25 protein-coding genes are annotated in these 24,924 nt (G+C 46.4%); 21 read left to right on the top strand and 4 right to left on the bottom strand.

Going from position 1 to position 24,924, the window contains the following annotated elements; translation table 11 throughout:
• Positions 1–13: 13 nt before the first annotated feature.
• Positions 14–910, bottom strand: a complete 897-nt coding sequence (locus HH215_RS05765) for a helix-turn-helix transcriptional regulator (protein ID WP_169279030.1) — start codon at positions 908–910, stop codon at positions 14–16.
• A gap of 280 nt (positions 911–1,190) precedes the next feature.
• On the opposite strand from HH215_RS05765, the gene HH215_RS05760 reads away from it, so the two are divergent.
• The 9 genes from HH215_RS05760 (at position 1,191) to nagA (ending at position 12,421) form a co-directional block, all read left to right on the top strand.
• Positions 1,191–3,464, top strand: coding sequence for a glycoside hydrolase family 36 protein (locus HH215_RS05760; protein ID WP_169279029.1), 2,274 nt, complete (start codon positions 1,191–1,193; stop codon positions 3,462–3,464).
• A 620-nt stretch (positions 3,465–4,084) separates the two neighbouring features.
• Positions 4,085–5,416, top strand: a complete 1,332-nt coding sequence (locus tag HH215_RS05755; RefSeq protein ID WP_169279028.1) for an ABC transporter substrate-binding protein — start codon at positions 4,085–4,087, stop codon at positions 5,414–5,416.
• Positions 5,417–5,467: 51 nt separating this feature from the next.
• Positions 5,468–6,340: a carbohydrate ABC transporter permease gene (locus HH215_RS05750; protein ID WP_169279027.1), complete on the top strand. Its 873-nt coding sequence runs from the start codon at positions 5,468–5,470 to the stop codon at positions 6,338–6,340.
• A complete protein-coding gene (locus HH215_RS05745; protein ID WP_254450383.1) occupies positions 6,340–7,164 on the top strand; it encodes a carbohydrate ABC transporter permease in 825 nt (274 codons plus the stop codon). The genes HH215_RS05750 and HH215_RS05745 overlap by 1 nt, the downstream gene beginning before the upstream one ends.
• A 27-nt stretch (positions 7,165–7,191) precedes the next feature.
• Positions 7,192–8,058, top strand: coding sequence for an AraC family transcriptional regulator (locus HH215_RS05740; protein WP_169279025.1), 867 nt, complete (start codon positions 7,192–7,194; stop codon positions 8,056–8,058).
• 34 nt (positions 8,059–8,092) lie between these two features.
• Positions 8,093–9,100, top strand: a complete 1,008-nt coding sequence (locus HH215_RS05735; RefSeq protein ID WP_254450382.1) for an ADP-ribosylglycohydrolase family protein — start codon at positions 8,093–8,095, stop codon at positions 9,098–9,100.
• Entirely contained in the window at positions 9,090–10,136 is a 1,047-nt protein-coding gene (locus tag HH215_RS05730; protein WP_169279024.1) for an ADP-ribosylglycohydrolase family protein, read from the top strand. The genes HH215_RS05735 and HH215_RS05730 overlap by 11 nt, the downstream gene beginning before the upstream one ends.
• A gap of 354 nt (positions 10,137–10,490) precedes the next feature.
• The gene (locus tag HH215_RS05725) at positions 10,491–11,273 is read left to right on the top strand and encodes a DeoR/GlpR family DNA-binding transcription regulator (RefSeq protein WP_169279023.1); all 783 of its coding nucleotides are present in this window, start codon (positions 10,491–10,493) and stop codon (positions 11,271–11,273) included.
• A gap of 2 nt (positions 11,274–11,275) precedes the next feature.
• Entirely contained in the window at positions 11,276–12,421 is a 1,146-nt protein-coding gene (gene nagA / locus HH215_RS05720) for an N-acetylglucosamine-6-phosphate deacetylase (RefSeq protein ID WP_169279022.1), read from the top strand.
• A gap of 124 nt (positions 12,422–12,545) precedes the next feature.
• On the opposite strand, the gene arr is transcribed toward nagA, so the two are convergent.
• On the bottom strand, positions 12,546–12,962 hold the full coding sequence (gene arr, locus HH215_RS05715; RefSeq protein ID WP_169279021.1) for an NAD(+)--rifampin ADP-ribosyltransferase: 417 nt from the start codon (positions 12,960–12,962) through the stop codon (positions 12,546–12,548).
• A 271-nt stretch (positions 12,963–13,233) separates the two neighbouring features.
• Between arr and HH215_RS05710 the strand changes: the two genes are divergently transcribed.
• Positions 13,234–14,076, top strand: coding sequence for a hypothetical protein (locus HH215_RS05710; RefSeq protein WP_169279020.1), 843 nt, complete (start codon positions 13,234–13,236; stop codon positions 14,074–14,076).
• Between the two features lie 367 nt (positions 14,077–14,443).
• Positions 14,444–14,650 (top strand): hypothetical protein, encoded by a 207-nt coding sequence (locus HH215_RS36955; protein ID WP_375140487.1) that lies wholly within the window; start codon positions 14,444–14,446, stop codon positions 14,648–14,650.
• An 88-nt stretch (positions 14,651–14,738) separates the two neighbouring features.
• On the opposite strand, the gene HH215_RS05700 is transcribed toward HH215_RS36955, so the two are convergent.
• Positions 14,739–14,945 carry a DUF1657 domain-containing protein gene (locus HH215_RS05700; RefSeq protein ID WP_169279019.1) on the bottom strand — a complete coding sequence of 69 codons (207 nt, stop codon included), beginning with the start codon at positions 14,943–14,945 and terminating at the stop codon, positions 14,739–14,741.
• Positions 14,946–15,103: 158 nt separating this feature from the next.
• Here HH215_RS05700 and HH215_RS05695 point away from each other — a divergent pair, with 158 nt between their 5' ends.
• From HH215_RS05695 to HH215_RS05675, 5 genes are read left to right on the top strand one after another with little or no spacing between them, the layout of a single operon-like run.
• A complete protein-coding gene (locus HH215_RS05695) occupies positions 15,104–15,964 on the top strand; it encodes a DUF421 domain-containing protein (protein WP_169279018.1) in 861 nt (286 codons plus the stop codon).
• A gap of 49 nt (positions 15,965–16,013) precedes the next feature.
• Positions 16,014–16,460 carry a stage V sporulation protein AC gene (gene spoVAC, locus HH215_RS05690; protein WP_375140510.1) on the top strand — a complete coding sequence of 149 codons (447 nt, stop codon included), beginning with the start codon at positions 16,014–16,016 and terminating at the stop codon, positions 16,458–16,460.
• A gap of 2 nt (positions 16,461–16,462) precedes the next feature.
• Positions 16,463–17,479: a stage V sporulation protein AD gene (gene spoVAD / locus HH215_RS05685; protein ID WP_169279016.1), complete on the top strand. Its 1,017-nt coding sequence runs from the start codon at positions 16,463–16,465 to the stop codon at positions 17,477–17,479.
• Positions 17,476–17,826 carry a stage V sporulation protein AE gene (spoVAE, locus tag HH215_RS05680; protein WP_169279015.1) on the top strand — a complete coding sequence of 117 codons (351 nt, stop codon included), beginning with the start codon at positions 17,476–17,478 and terminating at the stop codon, positions 17,824–17,826. The genes spoVAD and spoVAE overlap by 4 nt, the downstream gene beginning before the upstream one ends.
• Before the next feature lie 28 nt (positions 17,827–17,854).
• A complete protein-coding gene (locus tag HH215_RS05675; protein ID WP_254450381.1) occupies positions 17,855–18,655 on the top strand; it encodes a polysaccharide deacetylase family protein in 801 nt (266 codons plus the stop codon).
• A 187-nt stretch (positions 18,656–18,842) separates the two neighbouring features.
• Here HH215_RS05675 and HH215_RS05670 read toward each other — a convergent pair whose 3' ends face one another.
• Entirely contained in the window at positions 18,843–19,502 is a 660-nt protein-coding gene (locus tag HH215_RS05670; RefSeq protein WP_375140509.1) for a L,D-transpeptidase family protein, read from the bottom strand.
• A 221-nt stretch (positions 19,503–19,723) separates the two neighbouring features.
• Here HH215_RS05670 and HH215_RS05665 point away from each other — a divergent pair, with 221 nt between their 5' ends.
• The 5 genes from HH215_RS05665 (at position 19,724) to HH215_RS05645 (ending at position 24,057) form a co-directional block, all read left to right on the top strand.
• Positions 19,724–20,167 (top strand): CBS domain-containing protein, encoded by a 444-nt coding sequence (locus HH215_RS05665; protein WP_174887604.1) that lies wholly within the window; start codon positions 19,724–19,726, stop codon positions 20,165–20,167.
• A gap of 134 nt (positions 20,168–20,301) precedes the next feature.
• Complete coding sequence (locus HH215_RS05660; RefSeq protein ID WP_169279012.1) at positions 20,302–20,811, top strand: hypothetical protein; 510 nt, start codon at positions 20,302–20,304, stop codon at positions 20,809–20,811.
• A 200-nt stretch (positions 20,812–21,011) separates the two neighbouring features.
• Positions 21,012–21,365: a BlaI/MecI/CopY family transcriptional regulator gene (locus tag HH215_RS05655; RefSeq protein ID WP_254450543.1), complete on the top strand. Its 354-nt coding sequence runs from the start codon at positions 21,012–21,014 to the stop codon at positions 21,363–21,365.
• Positions 21,366–21,374: 9 nt separating this feature from the next.
• On the top strand, positions 21,375–23,039 hold the full coding sequence (locus HH215_RS05650; RefSeq protein WP_169279010.1) for a M56 family metallopeptidase: 1,665 nt from the start codon (positions 21,375–21,377) through the stop codon (positions 23,037–23,039).
• A gap of 487 nt (positions 23,040–23,526) precedes the next feature.
• On the top strand, positions 23,527–24,057 hold the full coding sequence (locus tag HH215_RS05645; RefSeq protein ID WP_169279009.1) for a dihydrofolate reductase family protein: 531 nt from the start codon (positions 23,527–23,529) through the stop codon (positions 24,055–24,057).
• The last annotated feature ends 867 nt before the right edge of the window (positions 24,058–24,924 follow it).

Here is a 24,924-nt window from a genome sequence, read left to right as displayed (position 1 = left end):
CGAGGCCTATTTTTCAGCCATTCTTCTTAAACTTTTTACGAAATTGCAAGGGCGAAATCCCTTCTTTAGTTGAGAAACAACGGGAAAAATAGGCGGTTTGCTGAAAGCCGACTTCTTCGGCGATTTTCATGATGGATAGTTCCGTCTTCATCAACAGCAGCTTCGCCTGTTCTAAGCGATATTGCATCAAGTATTCGACCGGGGTGAAGCCGAGCACATTCCGCATGCTGCGCGCAATGTAATTGGGGTGAAAGTTCAGTGCCTCGCCGAGCATGGCATTCGTTATCGGTTGCTTATAGTTCTGCTTCAGAAACGCTTCCGCTTGTTCAGCCAGCCGGACGGCCTGCGTATCGTTCACGGACTTCTGATCGCGGTGCAAATCCCTGATCAACTCGTCTAAAATGGATTGATGCTTCCACAATACCAGGGATGGGGGCTCCAGTTCAGATTGAATCAGGTGATTAAGAGCATCGAACGTTTTTCCCGGAGAAGGGATCATGCCATATTTAGGCACCGCAATGCTATACACCCGATGAAGGGGAAACTTCGTTCGAGCCGACTGCAACTGGACTAGCATATCTTTTTCGGGGGGCCGCTGATCGTCCGGAATTTCCCACCATTCGCCGGCAGGCATGAAGTGCAGCCAATAGTGATGGGTTTCCTCTTCGCAAGGCCCGGCGGAGTAATGGTGCAGATCCGGGCGGAGGATAAGCATTTGTCCGGGGCCGACTCGCCAGCTTCGTCGCTCTTCTGTGATCCGGAGTTCGCCTTTCATCACGAGCAGCATATCGAAAACGCCGATCGCGTAGCGATCGGGGTGCTCGTCTCCCGGATTATACTTATTTACTCCGCCTATCACGTAAAATGGCATAGGAGGAGCAATCATGTACAGCATCGATCCGCGCTCCATAAATGCTCTCCTTATTGAGAATTGAATAATACAAAATAGGGACTCTATGTTTTATGAAATTTTATCAGAAATGATAAGAGATTGGTAGGGTGAAATATTACAAATACCTACGTCCTGGCGCGAACGAAATCGAGCGATAGTCCGTCGTCCTTATGGAGACGAATCGGTGCATTTTTGACATTAAGCCACTTTTCAACCGTTCACGTTGGACCGACCGCTATTTGTTGAAGCCGCTGGCGATCGGCCAGCCGGAACTGGTTTACAGGAGAGAGAGAGAAGAATGAAGGACCATACTAACAGGATGACGATCGAGCATGAAGGTATGCATATCAGCTTTGCTCATACGGAAAAAGGATGGATGCAGGTAACCTTAAACCCTGCCAAGGAGCTGCGGGAGCGGGTTCCCGGTATTCCTTTTCCGAATTTCGAGTTGGCTATCGCAGGCCGTCAGTACGGTAATAATCCGGCGCTGATCAGCGGACTAACCGCACTGCCATCTGAGATGAAACTGGTGTCCCATTCCGCCGACGCCGAAGGGCTACAGCTTCAGTACCGGCACGAACAGCTGCGGCTGAAGGTACAGGTCGACATGCGGTTTATTCCGGGGGCGGCCGCGATCCGCCAGACAACGGCCGTCACCAATGAAGGGGATTCGCCGGTCGTGCTGACCCATCTGTCCTCGATGTGCATGCAGGGCGTCGCCACGGACGGGCTTCTACCTTGGTATGACAAACGCAAAATCCGCGTTCATTACTGCCGTCAGACTTGGAATGGGGAAGGCCAATGGCGCTTCGGAGATCTGGAGGAGTTGGGCTTGTACCCGACGTCGGTCCACCCGAGCACTTCGGCCGTCCACTTCTCTTCCGTCGGCAGTTGGAGCACGGGCAAGCTGCTGCCATTGATCGTGCTGGAGGACTTGGAGACGGGCAAAGCATGGTATTGTCAACTGGAGACATCCGCGAACTGGCATCTCGAGATCGGCCACCGCGGCTCTTGGAGCGACGACCGCGGCGGCTTGTTCATTCATGCGGACGGAGCCGACGAGCGGTTCGGCGGTTGGAGCAAGCAACTGCTGCCGGGCGAAAGCTATGAATCGATTCCGGCGGGATTCGGCTGCTGCGACGGCGATTTCGCCGACGCGATCAGGGAACTGACGACGTATCGCCGCTACTTGACGAAGGGGCTGTACGGGGACATGCCTACCGCGCCCGTCGTCTACAACGACTATATGAACGCGCTGTGGGGAGATCCGTCGAAAGAGAAGCTGACACCGCTTGTCGATGCGGCCGCGGCTGCGGGATGCGAATATTTCTGCATCGACGCCGGGTGGTTTAGCGAGATCGGGCTGTCATGGGGCAGCGGTCTTGGCGATTGGCAGGCGAGCCGCAACCGGTTCGGTGAGGGAGGACTTGAGTCATTCCTTGCCTATATCGCGGACAAAGGCATGAAGCCCGGCCTGTGGCTGGAGATGGAAGTGTGCGGAGACGACGCGGCTCTAGCCGCGAAGCCGGACGACTGGTTCATCCGCCGTTACGGCATTCGCGTGGGCGGGGGGCTTCGATCTTTTCTCCATTTCGGTCATCCGGACGTACAATCTTACATGCATAGCGTAATCGACCGCCTCGTGGGAATGGGCGTCCGTTACTTCAAGAACGATTACAATCTGTGCATCGGGCCGGGCGACGACACCGGATGCAAAGCGGCCGCGGAGGGCTTGCGACAGGCGATGGCGGATTTCTACCGCTTCATCGACGAAGTGAGGGTGCGCCACCCGCAAGTGATGTTGGAAAATTGCGGCTCCGGCGGCATGAGGGCGGACTACGAAGCGCTGACTCATTTTCATCTGCAAAGTTCCAGCGACCAAGAGGATTACCGCAAATATCCGTCTATCATCGGAGGCAGTCTGGCGGCGGTTCTGCCGGAGCAGCTCGGCATTTGGGCTTATCCGTATCCGCTGCTCTATACGGACCTGCCGAATCCGGAATGCATTAAGGAAACGAGCCGACTGGCGGCGATGACCGATGGGGAGCAGACGATCTTTAATATGGTAAACGGCATGTGCGGCAATCTGTATCTGTCCGGCCACCTTCATCTTGCCGATAAGACGAACCGCGTGCTGATCGCGGAGGCAGTCGAACTGTACAAGCGGGAGCGCTCGTTCATCTCGCAAGCCTATCCCTTCTGGCCGCTCGGCTTTACGAGGATCAGCGACAGGCTGAATTGGGCTGCCGTCGGGCTGGCATCGCTCGATCATTCGCGGTTACTGCTGTCCGTCTGGAGACTCGGGGACGGCGACGAATACCGGACGATTCCTTTGGTCACCTTGAACGGTCGGAGTGGAATAGGCGAACTTCAGGCGGAGATCGTGCAGTTGTATCCTTGCGAAGGTTATGAGGTTGATTGCCATTACAGTCCGAAGACGGAACAGCTGACCGTTCGAATGCCCAAACCTTATCAGGCGCGTCTTTTCGAGATTCGCTTCGCTGTGAATACCGCGGTTGCCGATACGGAAAGGCTGAAGCGGGGGAACTCTTGTATTATTTCGAATACCTAAATCCTTCCAATTCGGATCATTACGCTAACGGGCAACGATAGTTCAACCAAGACATGACGGCAGCCGCCACAGGATCGGCTGCCGTTTAATGATTCATTATTACGATTCATTCAATAAGACGAATGAGAATTTGGCTCCGCTAATTGTTTGCCCTGGCTTATCAGAAACAGCAGAAGAATATGTTGATTTACTCGAAGCAGTGTTACCAAGATGATGTATAGTTTTTTTGATTTCGGGGGATTGCCACCTGGGCAGAGCGTTTGATCGCCATCCAGCTTTTTTTAGAGGATGGTGGCAATTTTCATCTTGCCCGGAAATGAAAAATATTGGAACAGACTTCGATTCACCCTAAGCTATGAGTGCTGAGCAACGGTTTTAGGTAATGAAGGGTTTTGTATGCCTATCGATAGTGGAAACTGCGCCGATGACGAGGGCAGCAGTTTATAGCAATAACTTGACCGTTTTTGTGAAGACATCGCAAACGCCAATTTTTATAATTATGGACAAGTAAGGATATTTTAGCATCAAGGTTTAATGCTTATCGTGTAAAGCCGGAGTGCGTTTGCATTCGCATCCGGGACAGACAACGGCTGTATATTCCAGAAGGGGAGTGGGTCAAGTTGTTCAAGAGAAAATCGCTGATATTACTAACTTTGAGCAGTTTTTTGGTATTGGCGGCTTGCGGGGGAAATGCGAAGGAAAACGGAAAGGAAAACGGAAAGGCAAAGGATGAAGTAACGGAGCTCACCTGGTATTTGCATGCGCAATATGGCAGGGAATACTTCGAGAACGACGTTATCAAGCCGTTTCAAGAAAAACATCCCAATATCAAAATCAAAGCGACTTACACGAACGATCCCGAACAGCAACAAAAAGCGGAGCTTACCGCAGGGGCTGGGCCGGATATTTTGACATCGGACGGCGCGACGACAATCAGGGAATTTGCTAAAGTCGGCTACGCATTGCCGCTCGACAGCTACAGCAAGCAGTACGGTTGGGATAAAAGGTTCATTTCCTGGGCATACAATCCGATGACGGTTGATGGCAAGCTGATCGGCGTGCCGGGGAAATACGAAACCGAAGTCGTATATTACAACAAGAAGCTGTTCGCCGACAACGGCTGGGAAACGCCTAAGAACTATCAAGAATTGCTCAGCCTTTCCGAAGCGATCGCGGCAAAAAACATTATCCCGTTTGCGTTCGGTGCAAGCGATTTCAGAGCGGCGAACGAATGGTGGTTCTCGCTAGCCTACAACGCGACGCTCGGACCGGACAAGGTCAAACAGCTGTTGTCCGGCCAGATCCCTTGGAACGGAGCCGAATCCAAGCAAGCCATAGAAAAGCTCGTTGAGTTGTGGCAAAAGGGATACATTAACAACAAGCAATCCCAGGCGATCACGGGCGACGATGCGACTAATCTGTTCTTGAACGGTAAAGCCGCGATGAAGATGGAAGGTACTTGGCTTCTCGGAACTTTAACGACCAAAGGCGCCGATATGGACTGGGGAGTGTTCCCGATGCCTTCCTGGAGCGAAGGAGTGGAAACGAACCTTCCGTTGGCTTTGGGAGCAGCCTACGGCGTCAACAGCAAGTCCAAGCATCCGGAGGAAGCCGCACTGTTCCTCGACTATCTCGTGCAGCCGGAAACGGCTAAGAAAGCGATTGTCGGTTCCGGCTTCCAGCCGATCAACGGAATCGATCTGAACAGCATAGAAGGCATTGACAAGCATTACATCGAAGTTGCGGATCTTATGAACGATTATAGTCAACGCAAAGCGACGGGATATCTCTCGTGGACGTTTTGGCCGCCGCAAACTCGAGTGTACACTTACGACAACATTGAAGCGGTTTTTCTTAAAGGGCTGAAGCTCGACGCCTTCTTGGACAACATGGAGGCAGCGTTCCAGAAAGATAAGGAAGCGGGCAAGCTGTTTGAATTTGCCGAAAAATGAAATGAGGGAGGGGGAGCCCTCCCTCTATTTTTTTGAGAGGTGTTCCAGATCATGCACAGAAATTTGACCGCGCGTCTGCTGCCCTGGCTGTTCGTCTCGCCGGCGCTTCTCATTATTTTGCTGGTCGTGGCCACGCCCTCCGTCGGTACGATGATCATGTCCCTGACGGACTGGGATGGCTTTGCCAAGCCGAATTTTATCGGCCTGGACAATTTCGAACGCCTACTGAAGGATCCGGTGTTCTACTCGGCGTTGTACAACAACTTGAAATGGCTCGTTATTTTTTGCACCGTTCCAACGGCTTTCAGTTTGCTGCTCGCTATTCTCATCAGTCGGATCACCCGATTCCAGTTGCTCTACAGAGTCGGCTTCTTTTTGCCGCAAGTTTGTTCAACCGTCGTTACCGCGAAAATATGGACATGGATTTACAATCCTTATTACGGAATAAACCCCACCCTGCAATCGTGGGGCATACCGAATCCGCCGCTCTGGATAGGCGACCCGAATTACGCTTTGTACTCCGTTGCTGCCGTAGACGGGTGGCGGTATTGGGGGTTTCTGATGATCCTATTCCTGACGGCGCTGCACCAGACGGACAGAAGTCTGGAAGAAGCCGCCCAAATCGACGGCGCGCGCCGGTGGAAAATTTACACGAGCATTATTATTCCGCAACTTCGGCCGACGATTATGCTGATTGTCATGCTGACGATGATCTGGTCTTTTGCCGCGTTCGACTACGTTTACGTAATGACGGGCGGCGGTCCTGGTCATGCGACGGAGCTTATCGCCACTTATATGTACAAGGAAGCGCTGCAAAATCATGAGCCCGGTTATGCAAGCTCCATCGCATTGGCGCTAGCGCTGTTTAGCGGAATAATAATCGCCGCGTTCGGAATTTTACGGAAGAGAGGATGGGAAATGTGATGACAAACCGAAATAGGTTCTGGGGTTCGCATCTCGTTCCGCTTGTCGTGCTGATCGTCACGCTCGCCCCGATCTTTCTGTTGTTCTTGAACGCTGTGAAGCCTTCCGACGAATTTACCGCAAACCCGTTCGGTCTGCCATCCAGACTGACGCTCGAAAACATTTCAACCGCCTGGACGATGGGAGAATACGGGGAAGCTTACTGGAACAGCATTATCGTCGGCGTCTGTACTGTCCTTATCGTTTGCACCGCGGGAGGCTTGTGCGCATATGCGCTTGCCAAATTGGAATTTCGCGGAAAGTCGCTGATTATGCTGCTGCTTTTCCTCGTCTTATCCGTGCCTATGGGACTGTTCCTCGTTCCGTTGTTTTACGCATGGATTAAGTTGAACTTGATGGATACGCTGCAAGGATTAATCTTGATTTACTCGGCGATTTATTTGCCTTTCAACATTTTTCTGTTGCGGACATATCTGATCGGCATTCCGAAAGAAATTAGCGAAAGCGCGAAAATCGACGGCTGCAACGAGCTGCAAATTTTCGGGAAAATCATGCTTCCGATCGCCAAACCCGTGTTTTTGACAGTATCGCTGCTCACCGGGCTGTGGACGTGGAATGAGTTTTTTTTCGCCAACGCTTTTATCCAAAATGAGGATTTAAAGACGGTGGCCACCAAGTATTTGGTGTTCGTCGGTAATTACAGTGCGGACTGGAGCAAAATTTCCGCGGCCGGCGTCATTTCGATTTTGCCGTTCATCGTGATTTATTTTCTACTGCAGCGCAACTTTATCGAGGGCATGGCCGAAGGAAGCATTAAAGGCTAGTCTACGATCATGAAGGGAGCTTGGGCGGTGAAGCAATATTACGAATTGCCCGCTGAGCTGATCCATGTCCATGAATGGACGCCTAGCCAGCAAATCGAACCGTTTCATTGGCACTCCAATTTGGAGATCGGCTATTGCATTTCCGGAAAAGGCTGGTTTTATTTCGGGTCGAAGACGTACGAGGTGCAAGCCGGCGATATCTTTATCGTGAACAACATGGAGCCGCATATCGCGCAGTCGTCAGCTGAAGATCCGAGCCGCTATTTGTTTCTGTATTTCGATCCTTCGCTGGTAGAGGACGGAGAGAAAGAACTTCTGGCGCCTTTCGTTTACCAGCCGCAAAAATTTCAGAACAAAATTCCCGCAGGAACGGACGGCACGAAGGAAATCGGCGCATTAATGCGCTCCATCCAAAAAGAGCTTGAGCTGCGCAAAGCCGCATATCGCAGCATGGCGAGAAGCGACTTGCTCAAAATATGCATTCTGCTTCTTAGGCACTACGGTAACGAGACGTCCAGTAAGAAGTTCAACCAAGCATTTAATTTATATTTGAAACTGCAGCCTGCGCTGGCGTTCGTTAAGCAAAATTTTCGCGAAAATATTGAGTTGGCCGACGTCGCCAACCATGTCAATTTGAGCGTTTCCCGAACGGGGCACTTGTTCAAGGATGCGCTCGGCAAAGGATACAAGGAGTTTTTGCAGACGCTGCGCATTAACGAAGCGAAGAAGCTGCTGCTGAAGACGGAAATGCCGGTGACGGACATCTGCCTGCAGTGCGGTTTTCAGAGCCTGACGCCATTTTACAGGTCTTTCAAACTCATGGTAGGCCTGTCTCCCCATGAGTACAGGAACCAAAAATCCATCTTGTCTTTGCTGGACGACGAATACGAATGAAAAAAACAGAGCGACATAACGAGGAGACGTTACTGTGAACGATATAGATTTTTTTGACCGGGTTTACGGCTGTCTGATCGGACAAGCGGTCGGAGATGCTCTCGGTGCGCCGACGGAGGGGAAATCCGTTTCGGAAATCCGCGACACGTACGGTTGGATCGAAGATTTCGTGTCCGACGATCCGGCAGGCACGGACGACACCGAATACGCGATGCTGACCGCGCAAATTTTATTGAAATACGGAAACGGATTATCCGCTGAAAACATGATGAAGGAATGGAACGATACGCTCGTTGGGCAAAAAGGCGGATTTTACGGCGGCGGATTCAGCGAGATGAACGGCATCGGAAATTTGAAAAAAGGACTCGCGTTTCCGCATACCGGCTCGGACAACCATGAAAGATGGAGCGACGGGGCGGCGATGCGGATCGCCCCTGTCGGGCTTTACTGCCTTGGCGATCCGGCGGAGGCAGCCAGACTCGCAAAAATCGAAGCGCAAATCAGCCATGCCAGAGACGGCGTTTATTGCGCGCAGGCGATCGCCGCAAGCGTCGCATTCGCGGGAGTGAGCGCGGGAAGCGACTGGGAACGGGTAATCCGGACTGGCTTGGATCATATCCCGCAAGACAGCTGGACTTATCGCAAAATTAAGAGTGCCGTTGAGATCGGCCTGCGTCATTCGAATATGGAAGAAGCCGTCGTCGAACTACACGACTCCGTCTCGATCTTTTATTATCCATGGGCGGACGTCGGCCCCGAAGCGACGGCGCTAGCTTACGGCGTTTTCGCGGCGGCGCGCGGCGCGTACGTGCCGGCCGTGCTTGGCGGCGTAAACGTCGGGCGGGATTCCGACACGATCGCGGCGATGTCGGGCGCGATGGCAGGGGCATTACACGGCGCAGGCGTTATTCCCGAGCGCTGGAGACGGCAAATCAACATCATTAGAGGACATTGCATTCACGCGACGGCCGGTATCGATATCGCAGCGTTGTCGAAGCAATTGTCCGAGCGGATTGCGGGGAGTGAAAAGCATGGAGCGTAATCAATTGGCCAGCGGCGCTTATGGCGCTTTGCTCGGATTGGCGATGGGGGACGCGATCGGTTTTCCGGCGATGTATCACAGGGGCCTTAACGCGGAATGGACGCGCAGTCTTCTGTGGAAATTCAGCGCGCAAGCGGACGAAAACAGAATCAATAAATTCGCTTTGCCCTTTTCATTGACACAGGAAGAAGAAGCGTTTAATTTGTGCGGAACCGACGATACCGAATACGCGGTCGTCTCGGCTTTGATTTTATCGGAAACGGCAGGTATACCGGATTTGCGGCAATTGGAGCAAGGCTGGAATCGGCATGTTCGAGATCACGCCGACTCCATCTGGAGCGGGATTAGCGAGCGGGCGTCCATCGACAACGCTTTGAAGGGGCTGACGGCTCCCGCTACGGGCAACGACAATCCGCATCACTTCGACGACGGTGCGGTCGCCAGAGCGGTCCCCGTCGGCATCCGGTTCCATGGCCGGCCGGATATCGCTTCGCGCGTTGCGGGAGATATGGCATCCATTACGAACGCGGAGGACGGGGTGTTCGCGGCCCAAGCGATGGCGGCAAGCATTGCCGTCGCGATGAACGGCGCATCGCCTAAAGAGACCGTTGAAGCGGGGCTCGATTATGTTCCCGGCGATTCGTGGACCGGCAGAAAAATCAGACAAGCCATTACGATAGCGGAAAACGCGGGCTCCGCCATGGAGGCGATTCCGCTTTGGAATAACCTGGTCGTCAATCATATATACAATTTCGGCAATATCGCGCCAGAGACGCTGGCGGTCAGCTACGGAATACTTCTTAGCGCTGACGGTGATTTCAATCAGTGCATGCAACTGGCCGCAATGGTTCCTAAACAGGCAGACAGCATGCCTGCCATGGTCGGCGCACTGGTTGGAGCCATAAACGGCAGCAGTGCCGTTCCATCTTCCTGGATTGCTTTGCTGGATGAATTGAAGGGTATTTGCGTGCCGCATACGAAAGGGTTGTCGCTGCGTAACATTGCAGAACGGCTGTTAACGGGAGGAGAACTGTAACCTAACTTGGATCTGCATTGAATGCTTTTGGTTTTGCAAATTTCCCATCTTGTAAGTCTGTAGCTATTATGGTTATTCTGGATTATTACAACATAGAGATTGAGGGGAAACATGCAGTGTGCTAGGCAGAAGTCCAATCCTCGGAAAGCCCACTCTAGAACAATAAATTTAGTGAAACCCGATAGAGAGTAAATTAGCCAGAAAAGAGGGCTATTTTATAGAAAACAAGCGAATGGATCTACTACGATGTGGTAGATCCATTTTCTTTTACTTATAAATACTTATTGATATTCATTTATTGCTTATATATACTTGGAAAATATATTGGAATGCTTAACTAAGGAGTGCATTCAGGTGTTTCAAGAAACAAGATTATTGAAAATTCTTGATTACTTAAAACAACATCAATCAATGAGCGTTGGAGAGATATGCTCGATCTTTCAAGTATCCAGAGATACGGCGAGGAGAGATATTGTCAAATTGGTTCAAGAAGGTGTCGTTGTTCGGACGCATGGAGGGGTAGCACTTCCAGAACTTCAGAAGGTTCTCTCATCCTATCAGGATCGTCTCATTGAGGAATCCACCAATAAGAATCATATTGGTAAGCTTGGAGCTAAGCTGATTCACGATCATGAGACGGTATTCCTGGACGTATCGACAACAGTTCAATTTGTTGCCGAACATATTCAGGCGAAACAGATTACCGCTATTACACATTCGATTGATAATGTAGCCATTCTCTCTAAACGAGATGATTTGAGCATTTATGTACTTGGCGGCTATCTACACACCCAGAATCGCATATTATTTGGTCCTTCCGTCATCGATAAGATTAGTGAAATTCGAGCAGATAAGGCATATATTGGAGCAACTTCTATTCAACCAGACGGACTCTATTATCCCTATGAAGAAGATGTTCGAGTGAAGAAGGAAATGGCCAAGCAGTCGGATCAAGTAATCCTTGTTGCGGATCATTCGAAATTCGCGTCAAAATCAAGATTTAAGTTAGATATCGATTACGTGGATATAATCGTGACAGATCTATCTATTACTAGCGAAATGAGAGAAGTATTAGATCAGAAGAATATCACTCTAATTGAATGTAGTACAAATAATCCTCAGGACGGAGCCGAGTAGAGATGAACAACAAAATCATTCAAGATGTCAACGTATTGCTTCCGCATCTAATCCTACCTTCCGCTTCAGTCTGGGTCACAGATGGGAAGATCGAGCGAATTGAAACGCAAGGAGCCATGCGAATAGATGAGGGATACGAACGGATAGATGGCTATGGGATGTGGCTCATCCCTGGAATGATAGATATTCATATTCACGGTGCCAATGGGTACGATATGATGGATGGAACAGAGGCTAGCATTCAAGAAGTTTCCCGAACATGTGCTGCAACCGGATGCACCTCGTTCTTAGTGACATCCGTAAGTTCAACGATGGATGATCTGTTAAACATGATCCGCAGCGTGAAATCAGTGATCGGCCATGAGCAAGGCGCGAAGATTACCGGCATTCACTTGGAAGGGCCCTATTTGAATCCGAAGCGTAAAGGGATGCAGAATGAGAAGTATCTTCGCCATCCTGATCTCGATGAAATGAAGCATATTTTCCAAGAAGCCGGTTCGCTCATTAAAATGGTGACGATTGCTCCGGAATTACCAGGTGGATTAGAGCTGATTTCCTATTTGAAGGATCAAGGGGTAGTCATTGCTGTTGCTCATTCCGATGCCACGTACGAGGAAGCTAAGGAAGCATTTGGAGCAGGTGCGAGCCATGTGACACATTGCTTTAACGGAATGAGACCGATTCATCATCGAGACCCCGGTCTGATCGTTGCCGCATTCGAGGAACAACATGTAAGTTTACAAGCGATTGTCGACCAAGTCCATCTTCATCCTGCGATCCTCCGCCTGATGCATCGCATCAAAGGACCGGAAGGGATGGTGCTCATTACAGATGCGCTTCAAGCGATGGGGCTGGGCGATGGAGATTACTTATTTGGAGGCCACAATGTCACTGTAACCGAGGGGGTTGCAAGGCTAGCGGACGGTACTTTGGCATCTAGCACGGTGACGATGAATGAAGCGTTGCGACTATCAGTAGAGAATGGAATATCCTTCACAGATGCTGTACAGATGGCTTCAACATCGCCTGCACGTATTCTAGGTCTGTCGAACAAAGGGAAAATTGAAATCGGCTGTGATGCCGATTTTGTCCTCCTTAATGAGCGGTATGAAGTAAAATGGACGATGATTGGGGGTCAACAGATCTAACTCATTCACATATTCCTACTATTCATGTTTGAGAAATCAAGCTTTTTTCATTTTTATGCCCCAATTTTTGTGTCGAGGTAATATTTTGAACCAACTTCGAGGAGAGCGGCGAAGAATACAAGGATTAATCGTCTATTACAGCTTTTCCTTGTTCACGTAACTTTGTTAAGGATGCAACCATATGATTTATTTCTTCATCAGAATGTCTTTCCCAAGAACTTAATTCAGCTATTATTTTCAAAGGAAATTTAGACCTATAGGAACGTGTTGGGTTCCCAGGAAATCTTTTGTCAGTTAAGTTAGGGTCATTTTCAAATTCATCTAATGGCTCTACAATATAAATTCGTTCTTTTGATTTAGATGTTGCTAATTCAGCACCCCATTTAGCAGCATCTAATGTTGCAGTGAAATAAATGTAGTTAGACTTTTTATCTTGGTAATTTGATAAATGTTGGGGTTCTAACAAATCTCCAATTTTTAGTTCTGCCTTAGTACCATGAAAGAAAGGACCTTTATCTAAGACATCTTTTTTGTCATTCACATTGACACACCTCTTATTTTCGACTTGTATATAACAGCATAATATGGAAATTACAAAAAAAGTAGTCTACAAATAATTTATAAAGAGAAGTATAATGAAAGTAGAGAGAATGACATCGAACCACAGTTACTATTCAACGGAACGATGGTTCGGGGGCTTGCCAAACGGCCAGCTCCTTTTTCATTTAGCGAAACTTTAGTATTTTTTAACGACTTAAGCTTTGAGACTTATAGTTAACGAAAACGAGTAATTTGGTAGGGAGAGGGTATTATTGACGAATTTAGCTCGGGTGATCTTGATAGGGGTTTTGTTGATGTTAACTTTATCTGCCTGTACAAATAATAAAAGTGTTGACAAGGCTTCAACTACCCATGTTGAGACTGAGGACATCGATAATTCAGCGACTTCAACAGGAACAGAACAAAACGCAGTACCGAAAGAGGAAACTTCCCCTTCGAGCCAAAGCCAAAAGAATTCAAGTAAAATTGAAGAGAAGAAAGCGGTGGAAGATGCCCAGGAGTTCCTAAGGTTAATTAAGGAAAAAGATGCAGATAAATTATTGCAATTACTCAATAAGTCTGACCCTAATCGATTAGATATTGAAGGAGCGAATAAAGTCATTGAAGGCTTCGATGTAAATTTTGACATTAATTCACTATCAGTACGAATCAATGATGATGGATCTGCAATGAATCCTGTAATCGGACAATATGAATTTGTTTTGGCAGACAAGAATTTTAAGGAGCATCAGGAAGATAATTCGTTAGTCATTCGATATCAAGAAGATGGCGGAATTGTCTACCATAACCCTTACATAAGGTATTTTCCATATGCCGGGGAAATGGTCATTCAATATTTAGACCTTATTGATGAAGGGAACACGCTACAATTGGCTAGTTTTTTAAACCCCGACGATGTTAAAGTCCCAGATTGGGTTGCTGATGAGATAATTAACAATTATAAGGATTTCTTTAATTCCGAGAACATGTCGGCCCGTTATACAAGTCGTTTTACATTCGTGGTAGAGAACGGAAAAGGTAAGGAGCATGTAATTGAAGTGGGTTATGGTGATGGCAATATGAGCATAAAAGATGATTTTATACCCGATTTCTAATTAACGTGGTTAAGCTAACTAAGAACTATAGCTCAATGATGACACGACGGCAGCCGGCCATAACGATCGGCTGCCGTTGTTGTGCTTACGGGTAGAATAGTTGAAACACTGCAACCTTCATACGGTTCTGTACGTCTCATATCTAAATGGAAGATGAAGGGAATGGATTTCGATTAAGAAAATTACAGTTTTATTTGCATTTTTTTGTCTTGTATTCCTGATTGGTTGCAGTAATGAAACTACTGAGCAGAATAATGATAACCCTACTGAATACCTTAAGTCGTTTGGTTGGCATATCGAGGAAAAAATTAGCAAAAAAAAGCTAGCGACAAAAAGCCTGGATCCAAGTATCGCCGGTGTTGTTGATTTGAAGCCGTATGTGAATGAAGAAATTTATATTACAACTTACTTGCTGAATGAAAAACAAAAAACAGGAAAGAAAATGTACGCTAACATCTATCAAATTAATGAAAATATTATTGGCGGATACGGAAATTTAGAGGGTTGGGTACCTGGAGTATTTTCTTTGAAGGATAAAGAAAGGCTAATCAACGAAGGTACAATAATTAAATAATTCCTGCCAGTCAAAAGGCACAATAGAGATTAAATATGTTAAAAGCCTGACCAGTGGTTCAAAGACCATTTGTCAGGCTTTTTTGAAATTAAAACCCTTTATATTGCGGTTCCTCATTCTCTAATTGTTGGACTCTGCCTTCAACTTGCTGAAGAATCTGTCCAGTTTGCGTAGCAGCATTCGTATAGAGCGTCTTGGCTTCCTGATTCTGAGTTTCCAGAGCGAACTGCTCTAGGCTGGCTTGAACGCTTCTAAGTGAAGCTACGCATGTTTTCACTTGTGTTGCGACTGTCAATGAAATCACCCCCTGTCCACGACAGATATTAGAATGGAATGAATGGACACTCTTTATGCATCGTTCAGAAATTGGAAGAAGCCCTAACTCATAATTAGCATGAATTTGGTAAAGCCTTTTGGGATAATGCCAAAGTTGACAATAGGAGGAACACTGCAGTGCCGACCTGGATCGAAATTGTTTATCGCACGTTAATCGCGGTCATCGCTTTATTTCTATTCACGAAGGTGTTAGGTAAAAGGCAAGTATCGCAGATGTCCATGTTCGAATACATTACGGGGATTACAATCGGGAATTTGATTGGTTACATTTCTTTGGATACAGATCGAAACTGGTACTTAGGTTTACTGGCCATTTCGGTTTGGGCTTTCGTCTCTTTGGGAATCGCCTTTTTACAAATGAAAAGTAAAAAAATGCGCGATTTTATTGATAGTAAAGGCAGAGTGTTGATCAAGGATGGAAAAGTATTGGAAGATAATATGAAAAAGGAAAGGTTAACTACAGATGAATTGATGGAACAACTAAGAAAGAAAATGGCTTTTAAAGTGGCGGATGTCGAATTTGCGATTATGGAGCCAAGCGGTGATATCAGCGTGCTGTTAACTAGGGAAAACCAACCGCTTACGCCCAAACACCTTGGCATCAAAGTCGGACCTGAGCAAGAACCGCAAGCGGTTATTATGGACGGTAAAATTATGGACGAGCCACTGGCCACGATCGGATTGAGTCGGGCTTGGCTGAATACGGAATTGGAAAAACTCGGAGTTACCATTGACAATGTTTTTTTGGGTCAGGTCGACTCGTATAGCCAGTTGTATGTAGATTTGTATGACGATCAGATTAAAGTTCCCCTGCCCCAGAAGAAAGCCGTTCTATTCTCGACAATGAAGAAATGCGAGGCAGATTTAATGTTATTCGGGTTAACCACAAGGAATAAAAATGCAAAAGAAATGTACGAACGCTGCGTCACTCAAATGGAAAACATAATTCGGGATCTGGAACCCGTACTTAAGCGATAAGGAGGCCATTCCATTGGCAAACAAGACTAAGAAATTGACACCGGTTCAAATGGAATATAAAAAAATGGTTGATCATAGAGAGCCAATGAGACCGATAATAAAAAATTGCGTTCGGGCGTTTCTCGTCGGGGGTCTTATATGCTTAATAGGCCAATCCATCCAAGAGTTATTTATGCATTGGGGGGGATTTGATGAAAAAAAAGCAGTGAATCCGACCGTTGCTGTCATGATTATCCTTTCCGTGATGCTAACCGGATTTGGCGTATACGATAAAATTGCGCAGTGGGCCGGTGCGGGTACGGCCGTACCTGTCACTGGATTCGCAAACTCTATGGCTTCGGCTGCAATCGAACACCGCAGCGAAGGCTTGGTTCTGGGCGTTGGCGGTAAAATGTTCAAGCTTGCTGGTCCGGTTATCGTCTTCGGGGTCGTTGCGGCATTTATAGTGGGAATTCTGCATTTTCTCTTTAACCCAAATGCAACGGGGGGACACTAGAAGTGCTTAAGGGACATCAAAGCATGATTTTTGAAAACCGGCCAAGAATTAGATCCACAGCAACGGTCGTCGGCCCTTTCGAAGGCCAGGGGCCTCTTGCGAACGATTTCGATATTATCCATGGCGATTTAATGCTGGGGCAGGACAGTTGGGAAAAAGCGGAACGAGCTTTATTAGAGGAATCCGCGAAACTCGCGATCGAAAACGCGGGATTAACGAAAGAACAGATCAATGTACACATAGGCGGAGATTTGATGGACCAAATCATAAGCAGCAGCTTTGCAGCTAGGACTTTGGCGATTCCTTATCTGGGCGTCTTTGGAGCTTGCTCGACTTCCATGGAAAGCTTGGCAATGGCGGCAATGATGGTGGACTCACGAAATGCCAAATTTGCGCTGGCGAGCGCTTGCAGTCATAATGCGACAGCGGAAAAGCAATTCCGATATCCAACCGAATACGGTTCGCAAAAGCCGCCAACAGCGCAATTTACAGTAACAGGAGCAGGTGTTTCTGTTATTTCCCAAGAAGGCGAAGGCATGTTGGTAACATCGGCGACAATTGGCAGGGTTGTGGATATGGGAATTACCGATCCGTTTAACATGGGAGCGGCGATGGCGCCAGCGGCTGTAGATACGATCCAAGCCCATTTTCGGGACTTGGAAATAGGGCCGGGATTTTACGATCTCATTGTCACTGGGGATCTCGCTAAAGTAGGGTACAGTCTGGCCCTGGATTTGTTCGATAAACATCGGATTCCCATCGAGCAAACCGAGTATAGCGATTGCGGATTGATGATTTATGATTTCGATAAGCAATCCGTGCAAGCAGGAGCTAGCGGTTGCGGTTGCTCTGCAGTTGTTACCTACGGGCATTTACTCAATAAGATGCGCGAAGGCAAATGGAGAAGAATTCTGGTTGTAGCAACCGGAGCGTTGTTGTCCCCGATATCTTATCAACAAGGGGAAAGTATTCCATGTATCGCTCACGCGGTTTCCATTGAGAATGGAGGGAGAGCATGATCTTTTTATGGGCGTTTGTCGTCGGCGGAGCGATCTGCGTATTCGGACAAATCTGTTTTGATGTTTTTAAGCTTACCCCTGCTCATACGATGACCTTGTTGGTTGTGCTCGGGGCGATAACAGACGGCATCGGACTATACGATCCACTTATCGACTTTGCCGGTGCAGGTGCGACTATTCCGATCACCAGCTTCGGGAATGCGCTTGTTCATGGCGCATTAGAAGAACTGCAAACCGATGGTTGGATTGGGATAATTACCGGAATTTTCAAGGTCACAAGCGCGGGAATTTCGGCTGCGATCATTTTCTCGTTCCTGGCTGCATTAGTTGTCAAGCCGAAAGGTTAACACGGATGACTACTGGTGGGAAAATCAATTGCCTCTCAAATTGCTTTGTATCGCTTTTCTTGGCTTGAACAGTTTTATTACGACCGGTTTTTCCGTCGATCCAACAAAACATGATCGGAATTACTATGAGTCTCGAGGAGAGGTCGTATGGGAAGTTCCTATGGATGAGAAGTTAATTGCACTGACATTTGATGATGGGCCGAATGCAAAAACAACATCCCAAATCTTGGATTTGTTAAAAAAATACGAAGCGAAAGCGACTTTCTTTGTAGTTGGCAATCGCATCGACCGATTCCGAGAAATTGTGAAGCGTGAAGTTTTGGAAGGACATGAGGTAGCCAATCATACTTATAATCACACGCTATTCGATCGAAAAGCCGATCTGACTACCATAGCGAATGAAATTGCCAAAACCCAACAAAAGCTCACAAGCGTGACCGGTAAATCAAGCCCATGGTTTAGGCCTCCAGGCGGTTGTTTTAATGACAATGTTATAAAAATGGCCAAGCAGCAAGGTTACACTCTCGTACTATGGTCATGGCATCAAGATCCCCGGGATTGGAGTATGCCTGGGGTGGACAAAATTATAGATAAAGTATTGAAAAATGCGCGCAATGGTGACATCGTCCTGTTACATGATCATGTTTATCGGTCAACACAAACGGTGCAGGCACTTCAACAAATATTACCGGCTTTGAAAAAGCAGGGTTTTCGAATGGTTACGGTTTCGGAGCTTATGGAACATGGAAAGAGTAAAGGAATAGATAAAGGAATGAAAATACGGAAGGATGAAGCCTTTCGTACTCGTACAAAGAAAACCGTTGTGTGACAAGACACCTTCAGAACCTATAAAGGCGTCGAACCTGTTTCGGTGTCAGACAGAACTTTTGCGCTGGAAAGTTCAGCCGATATGAGCGAGTCTTGTTGTATTATAAAAAAGTTTAGCGGAAAGTTCTCTATACCAATAAAAAGCAGATCAAGGAACGTAAAGTTCTTTGATCTGCAACGGATATGCCTTATTCCAATAATCCTATCTTATCGTAAACTGCATTCGAAACAATGCCATCCTGAATCAGATTATGATCACGTTGGAATCGTTTCAATGCATCGGTTGTACTTGCACGAAACTTTCCGTTGCAACTGCCACTGAAATAACCGGCACTCTTTAATCTGGATTGTATAAGTAAAACGTCAACTCCAACATCCCCTTCAGCTAATTTCCGCGGTTCTCTTAATAGTTCCCCTAATACATGCCCATAAATCGTTACTTTTGTACCGATTGGGATCAGGTCAAATAACTTAAGGATATCCTGGTTGCGCATTCGGATGCAGCCGTGACTTAGATGTTGACCAATGGAATTAACTTTATTCGTACCGTGTATTCCATATATCCCCCAAGGGACGTCAAGTCCAAGCCAACGAGGTCCGAAAGAAGGTCCCCAATTCTTACCCTTGGATCTTATTCTGTACTCACCGACCGGGGTCGGTGTTAAGGGAGTACCTACGGACACAGGGTAGACCTTGATTGTATGGTCTTGTGACTTCACAACCAGTCGATGTTGTTGGGGATATACCTCAATCGTAAGTTTTTCTTGTTCCGATGTGATCGGAAGAGTTGGAGCGGCATAAGCAGACCGATCTTCCAGCCCAAGACCAATACAAAATAAAAACATCATTATAGAAATGCCAGCGGTCGAAAGACGTTTGTTATTCATTTAAAGTACGTTACCGCTTCATCTCCTTCACCGGTTGCTGATGATCAAGTTGGTAAACAGACAGGCGTTATCGACGTTAATCAGATTTTCCATTCATGCCTTTATTTATTCGAGAGATGAGTTGATAAAACTGAAAATATAGGGGTATCTTATCCATGGTCTGTACTCGTACTAAAAGGAGGATGATTGATGTGACGAATATTCGCGATATTATGAGTAAGGATCTCAAGACCGTAGACTTAAGTAATAATGTGTTCGACGTCGCTATGCTGATGAAGAACCATGATATCGGTTTTGTACCCGTAGTGGATAAGGGCAAACTGATTGGCGTCGTGACGGACCGCGACCTTGTAATACGCGGCTTTGCGAACAAGAAAACAGACGTATCGACGATCGAAGAAGTGATGACCAAAGGGAATAGGAGTATTTCGCCGGATATGAGCATTGAAGATGCTGCCGATCAAATGGCCAAGCAAAAAGTACGTCGCCTAACGGTAGTTGAGAACGGCAATTTGGTCGGGGTCGTGGCACTTGCGGACTTGGCCGTTCGGCAAATATCCGAAGATAAGGCGGGGCAAGCGCTTAGCGAAATTTCCGAGAATGTAGATCACTCTGTTCTTCAATAACCCCCCTATCGTATGTCAATGGCTAAAAGCCCTCGAAACCTCGGGCTTTCAGGCTGTCGAGAAAGTCTCAACGGCCTTTCACCGACCGCGTTCCTGACCATAAGACGATTAGCTATAGCTAAGGAGCTTGCCGAGTGGCGGCTCCTTTTTCGTTTGTTGAAGTAACTGGCAGGTTACGATGTTCGCAAAGAACGGTTTATTCCACAATATTCATAAAATCGTATTGCACTCATTCCGTTGATAAAATCGTTATTTTCTGGCTCGGGCAAATCTTGTCTTCGGCGGTTGTGATCGATCAGAAAAGGCTTGGCGAGGCAACTCCCGTTCGATGGTCGGCACGATCACGGTACACGATGTTCAGGCTGCTGTCGTATCTCGATGAAAGGCTGATGACCGCAGAACCAGCGGAGCTTGACAAGCAATTGTTCTATGATTCCGTATTGCGTGAGCCGTCCGACTTAATTAACGTAACGCATACGGTGTTCGATCACCCTCGGTTGCTGCAAAAACCGCACAGCATAGAGCAGTCCGGCTCGACGATGCGGATCATCCCGTCCTCCGAGTTTGCGATTCGGGCGAAAACGCCCCTGCAGAAGGAGGCATGGAAGCTGCTCAGCTTCCTCCTGTCCGACTTTTCGGTTTGACAAGAATACCGCTTTTACGTCGTCGAGATCGACGCCCCGATATGAATGGGCGAACATGAGCGATATGAAACGATGAATTGACGTCGAATGGTGTAAGAAATCATAAGACTCTATCGACAAAATGATTCTACTCAAGTAGAATGTAAATATGTGATTCTACAGCAGTAGAATAAATATGGACGAGGTGCATTCATTTGGTTATGAAGCTATTCGATAGCGAGCTTAATATTATGGAAATCTTGTGGAAAGAAGGCGCTACCCCCGCAAAGAGAATTGCAGAAATTACAAAAGAAAAAGTGGGTTGGAGTAAAACAACAACATATACCATCATCAAGAGATGCCTTGATAAAGGGGCGATCGAGCGGCATGAGCCTAATTTCGTTTGCCATGCGCTTGTTACACGAGAGCAGGCCCAAGAACACGAAACTACGGAACTTATTAATAAAATGTATGATGGTGCCCCCGATAGACTGATTGCTTCATTATTGGGACAGAAACGACTGTCGACTGAAGAAATCAGCCGCTTGAAACGTCTTATCGATAGCATGGAATGAGGTGAGGGAATGTCGTTACTTCAAATAAGTATCTCGGCTTCCGTCTTTATTTTTGCAATTATTTTCTTACGTTCCTTGCTTATTCACAAGCTGCCCAAAATGACCTTTATGTTTCTTTGGGGTGTTGCACTAATTCAATTGCTTGTACCTGTTTCAGTTCAATCGCAATTTAGCATTTTTACGGCTGCGGAACATTTAAGCAGAACGTTTACAGCGCCAAAATTGATTTCTACGCCGGAAAGTTCAACATTTGTTAATGGAACTACGGTCATCATGCCACCAATTACAGAACATGTGACCGCGCCCATTATGCCATTGAAGGCGGCTTCACGAATATCGCCTATTGTATGGGTGTGGTTAGTTGGTTTTACGTTGTGTGCTTTATTTTTTATCATTCCGCATTTAAGGTATCGCAAAATCTACAAAATGGCTGTTCCTATTAGAAACGATTTTATTAGAAAATGGCAGCATTCGAATTTATTATGGCGAGATGTTCAAATCAGGCAACTAGATATTATTTCAACTCCGCTTACCTACGGTATTTTTCAGCCTGTTGTACTCTTGCCGAAAAATTTAGATTATGACGATGAGAAACAACTTGCGCTTATCCTGACCCACGAACTTACGCACATCAAGCGATTCGACATACTGAAAAAATGGATTCTTGCCGCTAGCGTATGCGTCCATTGGTTCAATCCTTTAGTATGGATCATGTATATTCTTGCCAACCGTGATATCGAGCTATTCTGTGATGAAACAGTCATACGGAAATTTGGAGAAAACACGAAACCTACCTATGCTAGGGCCCTTGTACGTTTGGAAGAAAAGAAAATCCGTTTGTCGCCGATGATTAGTAGCTTTTCCAAAAACTCAACCGAAGAAAGGATTATATCGATTATGAAAACCAAGAAAATCACTACTCCCACGATGCTGCTCGCTATTGGGCTTGTAGCCGGTGTCGTTATTATCTTCGCGACTTCTGCATTGGACAAAACGGATGTCGACAATTCTACAGCCGAACCTTCAGCCGAAATCGTGCCCGCATTATATCAAGGGGCCATCACTACAGCAATAGTGCCCGCATTATCTCAGGGTGCCACCATTACGGATTTAATGCCGCACGATTTAACATTCAACAAGAAATACGATGTACCGAAGTTGATAGATAGCCTTATGGCTTCAAAGTATCGCGCGGTTTATATGGACAACGAAATATATTTACGGGTCATGATGGATAACACAATACAGATAAGCAAAGATCATGGCGCGGTTTGGAAAAAATATGAAACGGATGAAGTCGATGCAAAAGATTTTGCTAAATGGCTGTTGATAAATGATCCGATTCCGGGCTATTCCATGAAAGAAGTTCAGAGTCGCTTGGCAAACGGGGCAGAAGTAAAACATTTAGTGTTTGAAAATATAAAGGAAATGTATTTCATAATCGACAGGAACGGCGTACAGATTGAACTTGTGCAGCCTGAAAAAATATCTTCCGTTCTGATCGACGGTCAAAGAATGATGATTACTTCCGCTATATCAGCCCAGATGCTGAAATCATTTTATGACTTGTTAGTGTCGAACAATATACTTTCGGAAACTCATGCAGATCAAGATTATTCGGAAAGAATGAAGTATCTTGAAAAAAATCTCCCAAACTTTATAATGACGAAATAAAGGGGTTACCGTTTTTTGAAGAACTAATGTCGGACGTCAAGAATGTGTACAGATTAAGGCCCGCGTAAATCGCTGGTTTTTCTGTTTCACAGAGAACCAACCGATATTCGTCCATATTGTGCAGCTAAGTAATGATTTAATGAAATTTTTAAGTCAAAATGATATCAAATCGGAAATATGAAAATCTAAATATGTGTTTTATCTCTTGATAATGAACCATTTTTATTACTGGCTAAAATTGGCGGGGAAGAACGTTATAGCGACAACGAAAAAGTATATTTCTATAATCTGTTGCCAAGACATTGCAAAACTTCAGAAGAAGTGAAATAGCGAAATACCAACCCTAACCTGATGAATCAAACGGCTTGCATGCTGTTGATTCGTGAGCCGCAGGGCGGCTTACAACCTTTCTGGACGTTGAAGACAGGAATTCTGTTCAACGATAGTGAAATATAAGAAAACAATAATATGAAAGAGGGAATGTAAAATGGGGAAAATTGTCGCTTCGATCTATCTATCTCTGGACGGAGTCATGGAAGAGCCGGGGGGTTGGCACATACCTTATTGGGATGATGAAATGGCCAATTTCCAACGTGATGTGTTCTATCCGAGCGACGCGCTTCTTCTTGGGAGAATTACTTACGAAGGTTTTGCCGCAGCGTGGCCCAAGGAAAAGGGGGAGGGGGCCGACGAGATGAATTCCATGCCCAAGTATGTGGCTACAACAACGCTAGAAGAACCCCAATGGAATGCATGTTTCATTAAAAACAACATTATAGAAGAAGTGACCAAGCTTAAGGAGGGAATTCATCAGTTTCTGATTTATGGTAGCGGTCAATTGATACGCACCTTGATGAAGCACAATCTTATCGACGAGTATCACTTTATGGTTCATCCAGTAGTATTAGGCAAGGGTAAACGACTCTTTACGGAACAGGATCAAATCGACTTGCAACTGATAGGCGTTAAGACAACATCGACTGGTGTGGTCATTTTATCCTATCAATCCGCAAAATGAGTTGCCTGAGCAGTTCAAGGTGAGGCTGCTGCGACGGTCTTAACCGAAAGACAAGCATAGGCAAACCTTTCGCTGATATAGAATTTCAATCGATCGTGCACACCAAAATGGAATTTAGAATTAGGCTGCCTATTGGTGGCCTTTTTAATTAGAAGGGGGCCTGGTGAACGTTATTTAATCGGTACATATTCTTGACACCCGACACTTGTCCATTGCTGCTGCTATAGAACAACAACTATCGGGGGACAAGAACATACAGGGGCTCGATTTTTGAATTCTTGAATGCACCATTCAACTCCAGGCATCCACTGTTCCATACTTCGCTGGATTTCATTATTTTTTTGTACAGTTACCTGAGGATTTTATCACGTTTATTACGTTTTCCCAAGTGTTTCCATCCACGATATAAAAGTTATTGTGACATAAAGTATAAATCCCCTCAAGAGACGAGGGGACAACCATGCTCAGATTTTGAGACTATATACAGACTTACTCGATATGGTGGGTTGTTCCTAAAGACGTAAGAAAAATGACATTTTATGAAAAAAATAATATAGAAAAGGTTATTTTTTGGCTAATCCCTCTGGGACAAAAACCTGGAGAGAAAGAGAATTACTTCATCACCACATTCATGCCCAGGCGTTGGGTAGTGATAGTGCTTCGCAATCTAATGAAACAATCAATATACGAACTGAAAAGCAATAAGTGGTTACTAAACTTTACTGCTGAGCCTAAGAAATGGCTTTGTAAAAAATGGAGTGTCTCGATATGATGGATTTGAACAAGGAGGCGCTCTTGTTATGAAGTTTAAGCAATCAGACGCACAACGGATCGAGCAGATTATCCTTTCGCATCTCGTAGTAGTGA

The sequence above is a fragment of the Cohnella herbarum genome (assembly GCF_012849095.1).
Taxonomy (GTDB): Bacteria; Bacillota; Bacilli; order Paenibacillales; family Paenibacillaceae; genus Cohnella; species Cohnella herbarum.
The sequence above is the reverse complement of the archived record's forward strand: the minus strand, read 5'-3'. Positions and strand labels throughout refer to the sequence as shown.

Bases quoted from the DNA above. Each gene is read 5' to 3' on its own strand.
- HH215_RS05765 (WP_169279030.1), bottom strand. From the start codon at position 910: ATGGAGCGCGGATCGATGCTGTACATGATTGCTCCTCCTATGCCATTT.
- HH215_RS05760 (WP_169279029.1), top strand. From the start codon at position 1,191: ATGAAGGACCATACTAACAGGATGACGATCGAGCATGAAGGTATGCAT.
- HH215_RS05750 (WP_169279027.1), top strand. From the start codon at position 5,468: ATGCACAGAAATTTGACCGCGCGTCTGCTGCCCTGGCTGTTCGTCTCG.
- HH215_RS05745 (WP_254450383.1), top strand. From the start codon at position 6,340: ATGACAAACCGAAATAGGTTCTGGGGTTCGCATCTCGTTCCGCTTGTC.
- HH215_RS05730 (WP_169279024.1), top strand. From the start codon at position 9,090: ATGGAGCGTAATCAATTGGCCAGCGGCGCTTATGGCGCTTTGCTCGGA.
- nagA (WP_169279022.1), top strand. From the start codon at position 11,276: ATGAACAACAAAATCATTCAAGATGTCAACGTATTGCTTCCGCATCTA.
- spoVAC (WP_375140510.1), top strand. From the start codon at position 16,014: ATGGAATATAAAAAAATGGTTGATCATAGAGAGCCAATGAGACCGATA.
- spoVAE (WP_169279015.1), top strand. From the start codon at position 17,476: ATGATCTTTTTATGGGCGTTTGTCGTCGGCGGAGCGATCTGCGTATTC.
- HH215_RS05670 (WP_375140509.1), bottom strand. From the start codon at position 19,502: ATGATGTTTTTATTTTGTATTGGTCTTGGGCTGGAAGATCGGTCTGCT.
- HH215_RS05665 (WP_174887604.1), top strand. From the start codon at position 19,724: ATGATTGATGTGACGAATATTCGCGATATTATGAGTAAGGATCTCAAG.
- HH215_RS05655 (WP_254450543.1), top strand. From the start codon at position 21,012: ATGAAGCTATTCGATAGCGAGCTTAATATTATGGAAATCTTGTGGAAA.
- HH215_RS05650 (WP_169279010.1), top strand. From the start codon at position 21,375: ATGTCGTTACTTCAAATAAGTATCTCGGCTTCCGTCTTTATTTTTGCA.
- HH215_RS05645 (WP_169279009.1), top strand. From the start codon at position 23,527: ATGGGGAAAATTGTCGCTTCGATCTATCTATCTCTGGACGGAGTCATG.